Source organism: Psychrobacillus sp. FSL K6-1415, from assembly GCF_038003185.1.
GTDB lineage: Bacteria > Bacillota > Bacilli > Bacillales_A > Planococcaceae > Psychrobacillus > Psychrobacillus psychrodurans.
The window spans coordinates 2,915,492-2,932,455 of record NZ_JBBOOQ010000001.1; the positions used below are offsets into that span (position 1 = coordinate 2,915,492).

The 16,964-nt window shown below is 36.3% G+C and carries 17 protein-coding genes; 11 read left to right on the forward strand and 6 right to left on the reverse strand.

Translation table 11 applies throughout. The features are described 5' to 3' along the window. The first annotated feature begins 96 nt into the window (after positions 1 to 96). Together MKY60_RS13900 and MKY60_RS13905 are read left to right on the forward strand one after the other, a co-directional pair. Positions 97 to 1,332 carry an MFS transporter gene (locus tag MKY60_RS13900; RefSeq protein ID WP_090567182.1) on the forward strand — a complete coding sequence of 412 codons (1,236 nt, stop codon included), beginning with the start codon at positions 97 to 99 and terminating at the stop codon, positions 1,330 to 1,332. Between the two features lie 190 nt (positions 1,333 to 1,522). Further along, a complete protein-coding gene (locus MKY60_RS13905; protein WP_340930206.1) occupies positions 1,523 to 3,376 on the forward strand; it encodes a transglycosylase domain-containing protein in 1,854 nt (617 codons plus the stop codon). A gap of 575 nt (positions 3,377 to 3,951) precedes the next feature. On the opposite strand, the gene MKY60_RS13910 is transcribed toward MKY60_RS13905, so the two are convergent. Together MKY60_RS13910 and MKY60_RS13915 are read right to left on the reverse strand one after the other, a co-directional pair. Beyond that, a complete protein-coding gene (locus MKY60_RS13910) occupies positions 3,952 to 4,503 on the reverse strand; it encodes an AAA family ATPase (protein ID WP_093494886.1) in 552 nt (183 codons plus the stop codon). A 249-nt stretch (positions 4,504 to 4,752) separates the two neighbouring features. After that, positions 4,753 to 5,313 (reverse strand): DUF5366 family protein, encoded by a 561-nt coding sequence (locus MKY60_RS13915; RefSeq protein ID WP_093494887.1) that lies wholly within the window; start codon positions 5,311 to 5,313, stop codon positions 4,753 to 4,755. Positions 5,314 to 5,553: 240 nt separating this feature from the next. Between MKY60_RS13915 and MKY60_RS13920 the strand changes: the two genes are divergently transcribed. The 8 genes from MKY60_RS13920 to MKY60_RS13955 all read left to right on the forward strand — a co-directional run bounded on the left by MKY60_RS13920 (position 5,554) and on the right by MKY60_RS13955 (position 12,919). Continuing rightward, on the forward strand, positions 5,554 to 7,986 hold the full coding sequence (locus MKY60_RS13920; RefSeq protein ID WP_340930208.1) for a Na+/H+ antiporter subunit A: 2,433 nt from the start codon (positions 5,554 to 5,556) through the stop codon (positions 7,984 to 7,986). Beyond that, positions 7,973 to 8,395: a Na(+)/H(+) antiporter subunit B gene (locus MKY60_RS13925; RefSeq protein ID WP_093494889.1), complete on the forward strand. Its 423-nt coding sequence runs from the start codon at positions 7,973 to 7,975 to the stop codon at positions 8,393 to 8,395. The genes MKY60_RS13920 and MKY60_RS13925 overlap by 14 nt, the downstream gene beginning before the upstream one ends. Next, on the forward strand, positions 8,395 to 8,736 hold the full coding sequence (locus tag MKY60_RS13930; RefSeq protein WP_340930209.1) for a Na(+)/H(+) antiporter subunit C: 342 nt from the start codon (positions 8,395 to 8,397) through the stop codon (positions 8,734 to 8,736). Before MKY60_RS13925 ends, MKY60_RS13930 begins: the two co-directional genes overlap by 1 nt. After that, positions 8,729 to 10,216 (forward strand): Na+/H+ antiporter subunit D, encoded by a 1,488-nt coding sequence (locus tag MKY60_RS13935; protein WP_093494890.1) that lies wholly within the window; start codon positions 8,729 to 8,731, stop codon positions 10,214 to 10,216. The genes MKY60_RS13930 and MKY60_RS13935 overlap by 8 nt, the downstream gene beginning before the upstream one ends. Before the next feature lies 1 nt (position 10,217). Next, positions 10,218 to 10,697, forward strand: a complete 480-nt coding sequence (locus tag MKY60_RS13940) for a Na+/H+ antiporter subunit E (protein ID WP_093494891.1) — start codon at positions 10,218 to 10,220, stop codon at positions 10,695 to 10,697. Then, positions 10,694 to 10,975, forward strand: coding sequence for a Na(+)/H(+) antiporter subunit F1 (locus tag MKY60_RS13945; RefSeq protein ID WP_093494892.1), 282 nt, complete (start codon positions 10,694 to 10,696; stop codon positions 10,973 to 10,975). The genes MKY60_RS13940 and MKY60_RS13945 overlap by 4 nt, the downstream gene beginning before the upstream one ends. Next, positions 10,959 to 11,321, forward strand: coding sequence for a monovalent cation/H(+) antiporter subunit G (gene mnhG / locus MKY60_RS13950; RefSeq protein ID WP_269923211.1), 363 nt, complete (start codon positions 10,959 to 10,961; stop codon positions 11,319 to 11,321). The genes MKY60_RS13945 and mnhG overlap by 17 nt, the downstream gene beginning before the upstream one ends. 125 nt (positions 11,322 to 11,446) lie before the next feature. Beyond that, a complete protein-coding gene (locus MKY60_RS13955; protein ID WP_269915739.1) occupies positions 11,447 to 12,919 on the forward strand; it encodes a polysaccharide deacetylase family protein in 1,473 nt (490 codons plus the stop codon). A gap of 498 nt (positions 12,920 to 13,417) precedes the next feature. Here the strand turns inward: MKY60_RS13955 and MKY60_RS13960 are convergent, their stop codons facing one another. Together MKY60_RS13960 and MKY60_RS13965 are read right to left on the reverse strand one after the other, a co-directional pair. After that, positions 13,418 to 13,636 (reverse strand): hypothetical protein, encoded by a 219-nt coding sequence (locus MKY60_RS13960; RefSeq protein WP_090567147.1) that lies wholly within the window; start codon positions 13,634 to 13,636, stop codon positions 13,418 to 13,420. Positions 13,637 to 13,695: 59 nt separating this feature from the next. Continuing rightward, positions 13,696 to 15,198 carry a leucyl aminopeptidase gene (locus MKY60_RS13965; RefSeq protein ID WP_241599505.1) on the reverse strand — a complete coding sequence of 501 codons (1,503 nt, stop codon included), beginning with the start codon at positions 15,196 to 15,198 and terminating at the stop codon, positions 13,696 to 13,698. Positions 15,199 to 15,319: 121 nt separating this feature from the next. Here MKY60_RS13965 and MKY60_RS13970 point away from each other — a divergent pair, with 121 nt between their 5' ends. Then, the gene (locus tag MKY60_RS13970) at positions 15,320 to 15,796 is read left to right on the forward strand and encodes a divergent PAP2 family protein (RefSeq protein WP_241599503.1); all 477 of its coding nucleotides are present in this window, start codon (positions 15,320 to 15,322) and stop codon (positions 15,794 to 15,796) included. 34 nt (positions 15,797 to 15,830) lie between these two features. Here MKY60_RS13970 and MKY60_RS13975 read toward each other — a convergent pair whose 3' ends face one another. Both MKY60_RS13975 and MKY60_RS13980 read right to left on the reverse strand, forming a co-directional pair. Continuing rightward, positions 15,831 to 16,154: a YuiB family protein gene (locus MKY60_RS13975; protein ID WP_090567138.1), complete on the reverse strand. Its 324-nt coding sequence runs from the start codon at positions 16,152 to 16,154 to the stop codon at positions 15,831 to 15,833. A gap of 95 nt (positions 16,155 to 16,249) precedes the next feature. Next, positions 16,250 to 16,366 carry a YuiA family protein gene (locus tag MKY60_RS13980; RefSeq protein WP_416235978.1) on the reverse strand — a complete coding sequence of 39 codons (117 nt, stop codon included), beginning with the start codon at positions 16,364 to 16,366 and terminating at the stop codon, positions 16,250 to 16,252. Positions 16,367 to 16,964: the final 598 nt, after the last annotated feature.

Below are 16,964 nucleotides of genomic sequence, written 5' to 3' on the forward strand. Positions count from 1 at the left end.
ATAATTCAGTGACAAAGTATCTAACTTTCTTCGACCCACTAAATGTTCTATAATAGAAATAGAACAGTTACGCTACCATAGAAAGAAGGGATTTCAATGAGCGTACAAAAACGAAATTTTACGATCATGTGGTTTTCTATCTTTCTAGTTTCTGCCACTATGACGATGATAATGCCATTTTTATCATTATATATAAATACGATGGGAGATTTCTCCGAGGCTTATGTACAAAAGTGGTCTGGACTAGTGTTCGGTGCTACATTTGTGTCTGCATTTTTAATGTCACCTATCTGGGGAAGAATCGCAGATAAATACGGGTATAAACCAATTCTTATCATTAATGGATTTGGGATTGCTCTAAGTGTCTTGCTAATGGGGTTTGTTAATTCTGTTGAAGCCTTCTTTGTCCTCCGTTTATTTATGGGAATCGTTACTGGATTTATCCCAACCTCCTTGGCCTTTATAAGCTCCCAAACTCCAAAGAATATCGCTGGAAAAACGATGGGTACATTACAGATGGGAAGTGTTTCTGGTACTCTTTTCGGTCCTATTATTGGTGGATTTCTAGCAGATACATTCGGTTTCCAATACACATTCATTATTACAGCAACAGCTGTTTCTATTGCGGCGTTAATCGTACTTTTTGGTATACATGAGATTCGAAAAGAGAAAAAAGCTGGTGACCACGAATATTCTAGAAAGACTGTTATTTCAAGTATATTTCATCACCGTCTCGTCCTAAATGTTCTAATGATTTCTTCGTTGATACAAATTGGACTGTTTAGTATTCAACCTCTCTTATCCTTATATGTTTCTCAATTAACTGACTCTAAGGAAGTTGCACTTCTCGCTGGTGTAACCTTTAGTGCGACCGGAGTCGGAAGTCTATTGTTTGCTAGAACTTGGGGGAAGCTCGGTGATTCGATTGGATATGAGAAGATATTATCCTTCCTTCTAATTCTTGCCTTTGTGTTTATCATTCCTCAGGCATTCGTGTCAGAACTATGGCAACTAATAATTCTACGGTTCTTATTCGGCATTGCCTCAGGTGGATTAATACCGATTACTACGGCTTTAATACGAAGAGAAGCCCCGATTGAGGTTCAAGGTGAACTAATGGGCTATAATACAAGTTTCCGCTTTTTAGGTAATATAATCGGGCCAATGTTTGGAGGCTTTATAAGTGGGTATATCGGTATTTCATCAGTCTTTTTTGTTACCGGTGCATTGTTCTTAATCGCATTTACAATCATCTACTTTGCTAGAAAGAAACCTCGAAAAGATTTTGAGGATGTATTGATAGAAGAAGAAATGCATGCAAAATTATCGTGAAGATAGCACACTTTCAATACCGAAAGTGTGCTATTCTTTTTATTAGAAAAGAATAATATTCTTTTTACTACTGTCCAGCCCCAGCCCCTAGACCATTGGATGGCTTCCAACTTGTGGTGTCCCTTAATCCAAGACAAACTTAGGTGCTTGCGCTTTTCTTATAAGATTATTGGAATTGGAGTGCAAGTTTATGCGTCAAGCAATCGGATATATTATCGTTCTTCTTTGCTTTCCTCTCATTTGGATTTTATATTCGTTTATCCATAGTGAGATTTTAACTGCCTCTGAGTTTAAAGAAGATTTGAAAGGGGCTATTCCACTTAATCCACCAGCAATTACTTCGCCTATCGTTCTTTTAGATAAAGATAAGGTAATTTTTTCGGAGGATTATGTCGAGTGGCGAGATCCCTTGCCATTAGAATCCATCCCCCTCTTCGTTCAAGAGGTACTGATTCAAAGTGAAGATGTAGAATTTTATAATCATATTGGCTTTGATTTTAGTGCGATTTTTCGTGCTGTTTTTGCAAATGCAGCAGCGAATTCAAGCGACCAGGGTGCGAGTACAATCACTCAGCAATTAGTAAGGTTACGTTACTTGTCAACAGAAAAAACATATGAACGTAAAGTCACTGAACTAGTCTACGCCTACGAGATGGAAAAACAATCTAACAAAGAGGAAATACTAGAAAATTATTTAAACGAAATATACTTTAGCAACAAGGTTTATGGAATTGGCGCAGCCGCAACCTATTATTTTGGAAAACCGTTAAATGCATTAACTGAAGCGCAGCAAGTATTTATAAGTGCTATTCCAAATAACCCCAGTGTATATAACCCATTGAAAAATTTTGAAGCTACTAAAAAGCGGCAAGAATTGTTGATTGATATTTTAGTGAAAAACGATAAAATTTCTACAGAGCATGGGAATATGTTAAAAAATGAGCCTATTGTTCTTCAAACAAAAACAAAGACACAATTGTACCCTGTCTATAGTACGTACGTATTAGACGAACTAAAGTCCTTGATCAGTATTAGCGAGGGATTTCAAGAGAAAATCAAATCGGCTTCCAATGAGCAGCAAGCAGTGTTTCATAAAAATGAATTACAAACTCGCGTGAATGAAGTAATTTCTCAAGGGCTAGTCGTTCATACCGCATTAGACCCTAACAAACAAAAAGAGGATGTCTCATATATTGATAACCTTTTAAAAAACACTAAAGACTTACAGGCTGCTTCTGTTGTTATTAATAATGAAACAAGAGAAATTGTTAGCATGTTTGGTGGTAGAGATTATCGAAAGTTTGATTTTAACCGGGCTAATCAAGCTGTACGACAACCTGGTTCTGCTTTAAAACCATTACTAGTTTATGGTCCTGTTTTTGAAATGACATCTTTAACTCCAAACAATGAAATAAGTGGCGGTAAATTATGTATTGCGAGTTATTGTCCGCAAAATTATGGGGGGGCCGTATATGGAAATGTCTCCTTAAAACAAGCTTTTCGTTTTAGTCATAACACCCCAGCAGTGCGTCTATTACAAACTGTTGGAATTGAGGAAGCATTTGCGAAGCTAGACCAATTCCAATTCAACCATTTAATAGAGGGTGACCGTACTTACCCTGCAGCTCTAGGTGGTTTAACAAATGGAGTAACCACACTTGAGATGGCGGATGCTTACACAAGTTTTATTGACGGAATGTATAAACCCGCTCATGCTATTCGCAAAGTTACGAATAAGAATGGCGATACTTTATATGAATGGAAAGAAGAAAAGATAGAAGTATGGTCCCCTAAAACTGTAAATATAATGAGAGATTTACTTTCAGATGTTGTAGTTAACGGAACTGGCAAAGGGATTAACGTTAGGTCATCTTATGTTGGGGCTAAAACAGGTACAACAAATGACTTTTATGACTACTGGATTACAGGTCTTACCGATACTTATACAGCAGCAGTATGGATTGGCTATGATATGCCGCAAAATATGAAGCCAATAGAATCTAAAAAGATTCACCATAAAATATTTAACCAAATAATGAATTAAGAAAAACCTGTTTCTATCGTTTTCGAAGGGCTTGGGATAGACTTGTTGCTATCTTCTTACCAACTTGTTTTTTGCAAGTTGGTCGTGACTGACTTTCATTTCTCGGTAATTTTATCTTCGCCATCCTACAACTTTAGGAAAAAGATTAGTGTCTTTTTGGGAAATTAGTGAAAAGAAAAAAAGCCACTCTTAATGAAAAGAAAAAAAGCCACTCTTAATGAAAAGAAAGAGGCTGGGACAGAACCCCAAAACAGCATTTTTCTCTGTGAGAAAAATGCTGTTTTTTTGCTGTGAACAAAATTGATTTCCATTCCAGGGACGCTTTCCATGGGCGTGGCCTGAGCCTGTAGTCTCAGGCGTCACGCTATTCCCGTAGGAGCCGCCCCTCCATTCCAATCAATTTTATTAAATATCCATTATTTAATAAAGGTTTCTCCTTGGTCGGCTTTTCTTCACTTCTACTATAAAGAAATAGTAGCACAAACCATGGCCTTGGTTTGTGCTACTAATGTTAATATGTTTTCACTGCTTATTTAATGAATGCTAACTATTTCTGACACCCACTAATTTTAATCTTAAGCAAATCCTACAATTTCTCGAATAACAAACTGAACTTCATCAGGCATTTTAATAACAAATAAATGGTCTGCTTCATGTTCACTTGGTGCTATTATATCACCTGTATTGGTCTCTGCCTGCTGCCTAGAAAGTACTTCGTCAAAAGTAGAGGCGGTCCTTAATATACTTGTACTACGCATACTTTCAGAGATTCTCTCTTCCAAAATATGATCTGGTATTTCAAAATTCACAAGAATACAAGTAAAACCTTTGCTTTGATAATAATCAATTAGGCTTATACGGCCTTTACGATTTCTATTGGAATTGCAAAGAATTAGATGGCAATTAGTCTCATAAACTGCATGATGAACAATCGTCTGTGTAAGTGCATATTTAATCGTATTACTCCCTTGCTGGGGCAATAATGATTGGTAATATGTATGCAGGAATTCCGCATGATTATCTTGATCAATCACAACTGAGTTGAGAAGCTCTTTTTCTAGCGCTTTCGCAAATGTCGTTTTGCCACTATGCGTTTTTCCTACAGTTATAATTGCTAATCTGTTCACTAGACCCCTCCCCCATTCTAAACTTCAAGATTACCCTCCAATACTAAAATAGATATAAAGCTATGATAAAAGGTAGTTACTATCGCATTTACATAAATCAAGGTAGACACCACACTTAAGTCTTGAGGTGGAGTTTTTAATACAATTCACATTAAGCATGGTGACGCTCGCAGGATGAGTGACATAGATGAGACCTCACAACCGCTATGCGTTGATGACTCTTCTCCCTATGGCGAATTTTCAAAAAACTTAAAGAAATGGTAGACTCGCAACTATCCCATTATATAACTTGATAATTATATAAATAACAAGCGCGATGAAGAGACTCCAAATAATGATTTCAAACATGACTATACCAAGAGTACCGACAAGACTCATCGAACTGCTTAATTTATAAACTACATAAACAAAGTAGATAAAAGTAGTTAACAAAAATACAATTAGTAATAGTTGTATTGATTGAAATCCAACTAGAGAGATAACAGCTCCAACAAAAAAGATTACAAAGCCTCCCCGAGCCTGCGACATAGTTTTCCCTTCATAATCCTTGGAGAAAAATAACATACCAATTTCATGAATTGTCTCTGCAATTAGTTTCAATGCAGAAAAAACCATAAAATAAATTAATACCAGTATGATCAGCAAAAACAGTTTTAGTTCCAGATCAGACAGAAATTCTCTCATTCCCCCGTAAACACCAATTACCTTAAAAAGATCTATAACTTTATTCATCGTAAATGTAGCGAAAGATAAACTAAATAATACTATTGTTATTAGTGGTAAAAAGCCAAAAACATAAGGGTTTTTCATAAATGCTCCTTTAATTTGCTTACTGTTATATTTTCTTTTTTGTTCGACAATTGTTGAAGCAAGTGAATTCTTTATGACAATTAAAAATACGATGTTCTACTTATTTAACTAATCCTAAATATCATAACGAAAGAAAGAGACTATATGCAATAGCCTGTATTACTTTCCATGCAATCATTGCTTATTTGGGTTATAATTTTAGGGTACATTAAACCTTATTTAATCGAGAGGAGGATTTCCTTGTCCCTAATTTTCGCAATTTTTTTGCCCATAATAATAGCGCTAGTGATTCCTTTTTTGTTCAAGAAAGTTTCTAATATTCATACAGGTTGGTTTGTACTACTTGTTCCACTTGTTTTAGTATTCTTTTACGGCACCTATATACCAACTGTTATGGATGGCTACACATACATAGAAGAGTTATCTTGGGTTCCATCATTGGATATTTCATTAGTTTCATACATAGATGGGCTAAGTTTGCTTTTTTCATTGCTCATTACTGGAATAGGTGCACTAGTTGTTCTTTACTCTATCTTTTATTTGGATAAAGAGAAGGAGAAACTAGGTAATTTCTACGTTTACCTATTATTGTTTATGAGTGCAATGCTAGGAGTTGTTCAATCAGATCATCTCATAAGTTTATATTTCTTCTGGGAATTAACTTCTATTTCATCCTTCCTACTTATCGGATATTGGTATACAAAGGATCGTTCTCGATTTGGAGCTTTAAAATCGATGATGATCACTGTATTCGGTGGTTTAATGATGTTGGGTGGATTCGTATTACTTGGAATTATGGGAGAAACGTTCTCAATTCGTGAATTAATCGATCAGGCTCCAATTCTTGTTGGCCATGAGTTCTTTGTTTGGGCACTTGTTCTCGTATTAATTGGAGCATTTACAAAGTCAGCTCAGTTTCCTTTTTACATTTGGTTACCGGATGCAATGGAAGCACCAACTCCGGTTAGTGCATATTTGCATTCTGCAACAATGGTTAAAGCAGGCTTATACTTAGTTGCAAGATTCACACCAATATTTGCTTTATCAGAAGTTTGGGTTTGGCTCGTAACTGGTGTAGGATTACTTACATTATTTTGGGGTTCTGTCTTTGCTGTAAAACAAACAGATTTAAAGGCCATACTAGCTTTCTCAACAGTAAGTCAGCTTGGGTTAATCATGTCCTTGCTTGGTATTGGTTCTATCTCCTATCACGTTACCGGAACTCTAGTCACTACCTTTACGATCGCTACTTTTGCAGCAATATTCCACTTAATGAACCATGCAACGTTTAAAGGTAGCTTGTTTATGATTGCAGGTATTGTTGATCATGAAACGGGTACACGAGATATTCGTAAACTCGGCGGATTGATGAGCTTGATGCCTATTAGCTTTACTATAGCTATGATTGGCAGCTTTTCTATGGCTGGAATTCCACTATTTAATGGTTTCTTAAGTAAAGAAATGTTTTTAGATGCTACTCTTTCCTTGCAGCATTTTAACGTTCATTCTTTGGAATCTTGGTGGATTCTGTTTCCTATTGTTGCTTGGATTGCTAGCGTTTTCACTTTTGTGTATAGCTTGTACTTCGTATTCCATACATTCCGAGGAAAGCATAAGCCTGAGCTTTTACCTAAAAAAGCACACGAAGCCCCTTGGGGGATGCTTGTGTCTCCAAGTATATTAGCAATACTTGTGATAGTAATATTCTTTGTTCCTAACTACTTCAGTAGTTTGTTTATCAAGCCAGCTGTAGCTGCCATTCAGCCACTTGCATATCAAGTTCCAGCAGATATTGGATTTAAGATTAAAGCATGGCATGGTTTTGACTCACCGGCATTGTATATGACATTAGGCGTCTTTTTAATCGGTTTCATCTTATATAAAACGATTGACAAATGGGCTCCAGTATATGAAAGAATACCTGCTAAAATATCACTTAATAGATTTTACAATGGCCTGATGAATCTTTCAGACAAAGGCGCAAACCGACTATCTTCCAGTTATATGACTGGATCTATTCGGTCGTATTTAATCTATATGTTCGCAGCGTTAATCATTTTATTAGCACTTACAATGTGGATAAAAAATGCATTCGTAATGGATTTAACTAATTTGGCGCCAATTAAATTTTTTGAAGTGTTAATTTCTCTTATATTGATAATTAGCACTGTTACTATTTTGGTAACCAAGTCAAGATTAACAGCAATAATTGCTCTTGGAGCAGTTGGATATACAGTCGCTTTATTTTATATCATATTTAAGGCACCAGATTTAGCATTAACTCAGTTAGTCATTGAAACTGTATCAGTTGCACTATTTTTAGGTGCTTTTTATCATCTTCCTAAGATGAACAAGTATGAAAAAGGGAAAGAAGATCGCCGTTTCCGATTGAATAATTTTCTAATTGCTTTAGGTGTAGGGATCATGGTTACGTTAATAGCAATCGCTTCTCATTCACAAAAGTTAGTCGAGTCCATATCTGGATACTACAAGGAAACTGTATATTCAGAAGCTGGTGGTGGAAATATCGTAAATGTAATTCTAGTAGATTACCGTGGCTTTGATACATTATTTGAAATTGGTGTACTTACTATCGCGTCACTTGGGATTATCGGGATGATTACGGTGCAACTAGCAAAAAAGAAAGGAGATAGAAAAGTTGAAGACAAATGATCTAATTATTCAAACGACTACAAAAGTAGTGTTTTTCATCATCTTTCTATTCTCCATCCATATCTTTTTTGCAGGTCACTATACACCTGGCGGAGGATTTGTAGGCGGATTAGTCATGTCTAGCGCGATTGTTTTGCTAATGCTAGCTTTTGATTTGAAAACGGTACAGGACATGTTACCGGTCAATTACACAGTAATTACTGCTATCGGATTAATAATTTCATTGTTGACTGCAGCAGGTTCTATTTTCTTTAATGTTCCATTCTTCACTCATGTATATGATTACTTTAACTTACCATTACTTGGGGAAACCTCCATCCACACTGCTATGTTTTTTGATACAGGCGTATACCTAGTAGTGGTAGGAGTTACGATGAACATCATCCAAATGATAGGAGGAGATGAATAATGGAGATCCTCATGTCCATTTTAATCGGCTTTCTATTTATGGCTGCCGTCTATTTAATACTTTCTAGAAGCTTGTTACGTATAATTATTGGCACTGGTTTGCTAAGTCATGGTACACATTTACTGTTACTGACAATGGGTGGATTAGGCGGGGAATCTGCTCCAGTCTTAGCAGAAGGAATTACCAATTATGCAGATCCATTACCACAGGCTCTTATTTTAACCGCAATTGTAATTAGCTTTGGAGTAACTGCATTTTCGCTTGTGTTAGCTTATCGTGCATACAAAGTTGTTGGTACTGACAATATGGATTTGATGAAAGGAAATGAAGACAATGATTAACTTATTATTACTCCCTGTCCTAATTCCTTTTCTGTTTGCTGCTGTTCTACTACTTTTCCCTAAAAAAGTGAAAGCTCAGCGAGTTGTAACGATGATAGGTTTGGCCTTTGCTTTAGCTTCTTCTATTGCCTTACTTTATAAAGTAAAAGTAAATGGTGTACAAGCGCTTACATTAGGTAGCTGGGCACCTCCATTTGGAATTACAATGGTTTCTGATATGTTTTCTGCACTATTGGTTACTTCTTCCCTACTCATCGCACTATTTGTTGTGTGGTATAGCTTCACTTCTATAGAAGAGGAACGTGAAAAAGCATTCTATTATCCTGCTATATTATTCATGCTTACAGGTGTAAATGGTGCATTTACTACCGGCGATATTTTCAATATGTTTGTATTCTTTGAAGTGTTATTAATGTCCTCTTACGTTTTAATCGTTTTAGGAGGAGAAAAGATTCAGTTAAAAGAATCAATTAAATACATAATCGTTAATATTGTATCTTCCTCGTTGTTTGTTATAACAGTAGGTTATTTATATTCAGTAGTTGGAACGCTAAATATGGCAGACATTTCTGTGAAGCTAGCAGAGATAGGACCATCTGGAATTGTAACAGTTATAGCGGTACTTTTTCTCATCGTATTTGGGATTAAAGGTGGTATATTTCCTTTATTTTTCTGGTTGCCAGGATCGTATGGAGCACCGCCTATCCCAGTGCTTGCATTATTTGGTGCATTGCTTACTAAAGTAGGTGTGTATGCAATTATGCGGACTTATACACTGTTTTTCACAACTGATGTTGGGTATACGCATAACTTGTTAATGATACTATCCATTTTAACTATCGTAGTAGGTTGTATTGGAGCTTTAGCCTATTTTAATGTTAAGCAAATTATTATATACAACATCGTCATAGCTGTAGGTGTTATATTGTTTGGAGCCTCTGTGATGAATGAAAGTGGAATGATGGGGTCTGTCTTTTATTTAATCCATGATATTCTTATTAAAGGCGCACTGTTCCTGCTAATAGGAATTATTATTAAGATAACAGGAACCTCGGATTTACGTAAAATGGGCGGTCTTATGAAGCGTTATCCCTTGCTCGCTTGGGTCTACTTAATTGTTGCATTTGGACTGGCCGGTATTCCTCCCCTAAGTGGTTTCATAGGGAAACTATTAATCGTACAAGGTGGATTTGAAGGAGATCTTTTGTGGCAAAGCATCTTCATTCTAGCTTCCAGTCTTCTAGTTCTCCTCTCAGCAATTCGTATTTTCATTTACGCATTCTGGGGTGAAGAAAAAGGACAACATCTTATTAGTAAGGAAAAGTACCGTCATTTATTAGCTCCAGCCATCACATTAGCAAGTCTTACTGTCCTGTATGGTGTTGGTGCAGAGTATTTAGTGCCTTTTATGACTGATGCGACAAATGTACTCCTCGATCCCTCTATATATATTGATGCTGTATTCGAAGGGGTGAAATAATATGGCTTTCCAAATTTTATTGAATGTATTAATCGGGCTTACTTGGATGTTCTTATCAGTTTCTTTTAAGCCTACGACATTTATTGTCGGTTATTTACTTGGTTTACTAATGCTCTTCATGCTTCGTAAATCCTTTAGCTCTAGATTTTATATGGATCGGATATGGGCTGTCATAAAGTTAGCTAGCCTTTTTCTAAAGGAACTTTTGTTGTCCAACCTCTCTGTTTTGAAGTTAATCGTGCAACCAACAATGCCTATTCGTCCAGCAATCTTTGCTATGCCGACTGTACTCGAACAAGATTGGGAAATTACCCTTTTATCTAGTTTGATCACTTTAACACCCGGTACAGTAGTTATTGATATTTCAGATGACAATAAAACACTCTATATCCACTCATTAGATTTTGAAGATATCGATGAAGCAGTAGATTCCATTCGTAATACATTTGAAAAAGCCATTTTGGAGGTGAGTAGATCATGATAACCTTTCTATGGATAATAGTAGTGTTAATTAGTTTATCTATCTTAGCCTTTGTTTATCGCTTAGTGAAAGGTCCCTCTACTCCAGACCGTGTTATTGCACTGGATGCTATAGGAGTAGGACTTATAACGCTGATTGGGCTTATATCCATTCTGTTTGATACAGTCTTTTTCTTAGAGGTTATCTTGTTACTAGCAGTTCTATCCTTTATTGGAACTGTAGCTTTTTCTAAATTCACGGAGAAGGGAGAAATCATTCAACGTGACCGTAATAGCTAATACACTTATTATTGCTACCATTACTTTTGGGACCATATTCATCTTAGTTACTGCTATTGGTTTAATACGCCTACCAGATGCATTCTCTCGAGCCCATGCTGCTTCAAAAAGCGCAACTTTAGGGGTTATGAGTATATTACTAGGGGTATTTCTTCATTTTTGGTTAATTGAAGGCCATTTCAATTCCCGTATTTTACTAGGGATTGTTTTTATATTCATAACGGGGCCTGTTGGAGGTCATATGATGGGTCGTGCAGCTTACCTGTCTGGTGTAAAATTATCCGATAAAACAGTACGAGACGATTTAGCCGAAGTGATTAAAAAGAAAAGAGAAAAACTTAAATAGGTAACGATAAAAAACAAATCTAAAGAGCATGTTTTGAATTTTATTTCAAAACATGCTTTTATTTGATTGTTTTAGCAAACTTTTATATCAAGCTACACGTCTAATTAATGAAAGGAGATCTAATTATGAAAAAATCACGTTACAAACATCGAAAACCATGGATTGATGCTGCTTTTATTAGTATGATTGCACTTCTAAGCATAAGCCTCATCTTCCTCAGTTACTCAACAAAGAGTAATGCAAAACAATCTACAACCGACAACAAAAAATCTCCAGAAATAACAAAAGAGGAATCGACTATAGAATCGGCTTTTCCAGGAATACTTATTAAAACGGAGGTGTCCAATGATGAATATTCCCCTTATTCAATACAATATCCACATAGTAAGGTAGAATCATTTAATACACAGATAAAAAATTACATAGATGAACAACTAGATACTTATTTAATCGCCATGCAAGAAAATAAACGAATTGGTAGTAAAGCTCCAGGAGAGTTGAACATCGCATTTGAAATATTCCCACACACATCAGGTTCTTATTCATTTGTAATGGTTACAGGTACATATATAGGGGGAGCGAATGGATACACAAGTTTTCACACCACGCATCTCCGTACAGCTTCCGGGGAAGTTATAGAGATTGATGATTTATTTGGTCATGATGAATCTAAACTTATCAAACTATCATCACTTGTACGAGACAATATTAAGAAAGACCCTAGCCTTAAAGATAAAATACTGGAAGAAGAAATGATGCTGGCTACCGAACCAAAATGGAGTAACTTTAAGGAATTTGCGTTAATAGAGGATACACTTGTTATGTATTTTGAAGAGTACGAGATAGCAAATGGCTCTGCAGGCGCACCTATTATTGCCGTTCCTCTTGCCGAGCTGTCTGAACAACTAGTAGCACCTTTTAAACCAATTGACACAAAAGATGTATTGCCGAAACCTTCTGTTGAAGAAGATTCTGAAGAAGTTGAAGTAGAACAAAACAGTAATGATGAGACTTCTACTCAAGTTGACGTACAAATTGGAAATGCAAAGACGAAACAAGTAGCTTTGACTTTTGATGATGGCCCAGATCCTAAAGTTACACCTAAGATTCTTGCAACTTTAGCAAAGTATGATGCTAAAGCAACCTTCTTCATGCTTGGCAGTAGAGTTGAATTCTATCCAGAAATAGCTGTAGATGTATTGGAAGCTGGTCATGAGCTAGGCAACCACACTTGGACTCACGCAAATTTGACCAATATGACGACGAACCTAATCACGGAAGAAGTCTCTAGAACTAATAACATTATCGAACAGGCCACTGGACAAGAACCTACTGTTTTCCGTCCTCCCTACGGTGCTTTTAATGATGACTTAATGAACATTTTGAGCCTACCCGTTGTGCTATGGGATGTCGATACACTAGATTGGAAGTACCGTGATGCCAATCATCTATTAACATCTGTGAAGAGTAGTGTCCATGATGGAAGCACCGTTTTAATGCACGATATTCATTTATCAACTGCCCAAGGTTTAGAAAGTGTGCTTGCATATTTGACTAGTGAAGGTTATACATTTGTAACTGTTTCTGAACTTGATTGACTAATAGAAAGTGACTAAAAATCAGAGCTTGTACTGGTTTCTACTATTTGACCAGCCATAATAAAAAAGAAAAGACCGGAAAAGGGCACCCTGTCCTTTAAGGTCAAAAGCTGTTTCTAGCGCTTTTAGTATGCTTAATACCGACTTGTTGCTATATAAGATTCCATTGAACTTTCAGGGATGCCAGTTGGTTGTGACCTCCGACAAAACTAATCAGCATCCTTTTTCGGTAATCTTATGGCGTTTGTCTATCCATCCCACTCCTGCAACTTTTGAAAAGGAGTAGAAATAAAAAGAAGTAGTAAGTGTTCACAGTATAAAAGAGAAACTGCGAAGCATGAAAATGCGTTGTAACGGAAATCAGCTGTAATTCATAATTTAATGTTCTCTGAACTCAGTGCTCACGGAGCATTTCTATGTACACTTTTATTCTTTTAAAAAGCTGCTGTATCCACGAAATAACCGTGGACACAACAGCTTTTTTAGATACCACTTTTCCTAGTAAAAACCACCGTAAAATGGTTGGTAAGGAAATGGCGTATATGGATAATAGTTTGGATATGGATTCGGGTAAAATGGAAACGGCTGTCTATACCCTCCATAATTTCCAAGAGAAGAACCTAAAAGACCTCCCACAAAACTACCTAACAATGGTCCCCCAAACGAACCTATAAAAGGACCTCCCCAATAATTACCTCTATTATATCTTCTTGGCATGTTGCTCCCCCTTTCAACACAGTGTATGCGTTTAGGGAAGCAACCTATAAGTGTTTCGCCTATTCTTCGTCAGCCATTCTTTCTACTAAAGTAGCAAGCGTACGTACCATAACTCCCGTACCGCCTTTTGGACCAAAGTCATGAGCTGCTTTTGTATCGGATGTACCTGCAATGTCCAGGTGAATCCAAGGAGTTTCCTCTACAAATTCCCCTACAAATCCACCACCGAAAATCATATGACCATCTCCACCAGGTGAATTGTTTAAATCTGCTACATCACTTTTGCGAATACGTTTTTTATCGTTTTCAGTTAGTGGCAGTCTCCAAACGAACTCTCCTGTTTCTAGTGATGATTCCATGAAGGTTTCGAAAAATTCTTCATTATTCGTTAAAGCACCTGTTTTATCGTATCCTAATGCTGTAATAACACCGCCTGTTAACGTTGCAACATCCACAATATAGTTAGCTCCTTGTTGCTTAGCATATGTTACAGCATCTGCTAAAACTAAGCGTCCTTCTGCATCTGTATTTAAAATTTCAATAGTTTTCCCACTCATTGATGTAATAACATCATCTGGTTTAAAAGCATTGCCTGAGATCATATTGTCTGTAGAAGCAATAATAGCAATGACATTTTTATTTGGACGAAGCTCTCCAATAATTTGCATTGCACCTAAAACAGCTGCTGCTCCCCCCATATCGCCTTTCATTCCAACTATTCCAGTTTTAGTTTTAATAGAGTAACCACCTGTGTCAAATGTGATACCTTTCCCTACTAACCCTACAACATCAGTCCAATCATCTGTTGCTTGATATTTTAAAGCAATAAGTCTTGGTTCCTCAACAGAGCCTTGATTTACAGCAAGAAGTGCGCCCATACCAAGCTCTTCAATCTCTTTCTTCCCAAGGATTTCGGTTTCAAATCCGTATGTTTCACCAAGCTCTCTTGCATATTCACCTAATTGTGTCGAAGTTAATACATTACCAGGTGTGTTAACAAGAATTCTTGCCTCATTTACAGCATCTGCATATATAGTACCTACTTCAAAATATGAAACGACTTCATCATCTTCTTCATCCATTAAGAGCTCGATAGAAGGTAAATAATAGTCCGGAACATTCGAAGTAGTTTTATATCCTTCATATGTAAATGAACCCATCCCAATTCCTTCAGCTGCTAAATAAGCTACATCTGCTACAACTATAGCTTCAGAAGTAAATGAAGGTAGCCATATTGCTAGTGACTCTGGTTTACTAGTTAGTAATTCTTTCCCCACAAGACCAAATGCTTCTCGTACTTTCTCTTGTGTTAATTGTTTTCGATCACCGATCCCAACAAATAAAACTCTTTTTACTGACTCATGGTTTGAAACTGGAATTTTGACGATTTTCTTTAACTCTGTAGATATATCCCCACTTTTTACCCAGTCCCCAATATGCTCTCCAAAGCTATTTAAAAAAGTATCCCATTTTGGTGTATTTTCTACATGCTTAGAAACCCCAACTACAAGTGTTTCAGATTGTACTTCTTCAAATAATACTTCATTTGTATGGATAATCATCATTTTTCCCCCTACTATTTTCGATATAATTTTATTATATAGGAACCTTACTTATTTTTCGACTAGTAGGAGTATGTTATACTATCTATAATATAAGTACAAATGAAAGGCGGTGTCTACTTTGGCAATCCTCCAAAATACTCCACTTATGGCTGCTCTTTTTTCTATTATATTTGCACAATTCGTCAAAATTCCTATTCACTTTTTAGTGACGAGAAAATTGGATTGGTCTTTATTCACTTCAACTGGTGGAATGCCTAGTTCTCACTCTGCTGCTGTTACATCTCTGTGTACCGCTATTGCTTTTGAAACCGGGCTTGGTTCCCCCTTGTTTGCAGTAGCTACAGTTTTTGCAGTAATTGTTATGTTCGATGCAACAGGTGTTCGTTTTCAGGCAGGTCAGCAAGCAATTATGATCAATCAAATGCGACTAGACTTCCAATTATTTGTAGAGCAAACAAAAGATTGGTCACATAAGAAAAATGAAGAAAAGATGGAAGAACTTAAGACCTTACTTGGTCATAAACCTATTGAAGTTTTCATGGGTGCCATAACTGGTATACTAATTTCCATTGTAATTTATAACTTTATACAATAAGAAAAGGATGGCTCAATTGAGCTATCCTTTTCTATTAAAACATTTGATATCCATTTTTTCTTAAATATTTTATGACAAATCCTGCAGCAATTGAACCAACAAGCCCGCCAGCTAAAATAATAATATCAGCAGCATGAAGAGAAACAATTTTTTCCCCTAAAGCAGAAAAAGCAGACCCTGGCTTTGTAAAATAATCAAAAAATCCAACTTCATCTATGATTAGCACCACAACAATCGGATAAAGAATTGCCATAAACCATGTCATACGTAGTAACATATTCAGTAGGAAGGCGATTCCAAAAAACATGACAAAAAATATAACAACTGAAAGTATCATTTGAACTAACATAAACTCCATATTATATAACCTCCGTAACATCTGTAAATAGTTTACCTTAACGGAGGTTAGTATTCAATCAACATATTTGTTTTCACTTTTTTGTCATATCTTGTTCACTTTCTTCCTGATCCATTACAGCAATTACATGTTTCAGATCCACCTAATCGAAGTTGAAAGTAGCCCTCCCCTTTGCAATATGGGCAATGTGCACTTTTTGTCTCAGTTTTCATTCTTGTCATATTAATCGTCTCCTTTTACACCTTTTTGTAATATTCAGATAATATATCACATACAAAATAATTTGTAAAGAGTTAATATGCTTAACACAAATATACGATAATTTAAGTTCAACTGTGAGAATGCTTCTTTATTTTGTAAATACTTACTATTCCTTTATACTTCCACTAGTATACAAGAGAATCTACTTCTTCATCTATTATTGGATAAATGCATTTCTCTAAATTTTGCCCCATTTTATTATCCAAGCGATAAAATTATAAATCAATTAGTGGAGTACTACACTAATTGATTGTAGAGAAAGGTGGATACTCCAGCAGGATAAGTGAGACAGGATGAAACATCACAAACGAACGCGGAGCGTCGGTGGTGGTTCATCGCTAACCCTGTAGAGGCCACAGGATGTTGGTCACGAAGGCGTTGTCACATGACGTGGCGCACTTAGCCTTTGTACTCCACCTATAACGGAAATCAGTCGTATTTTGGGAAGATCCTATTCCTCAAAACCTTGAAAACTGAATTTATAGAATGGAAAATTTTATATTTTCATTTCATAGAAAAGCCCCCACTTTTAAAAAAGTGAGGGCTACA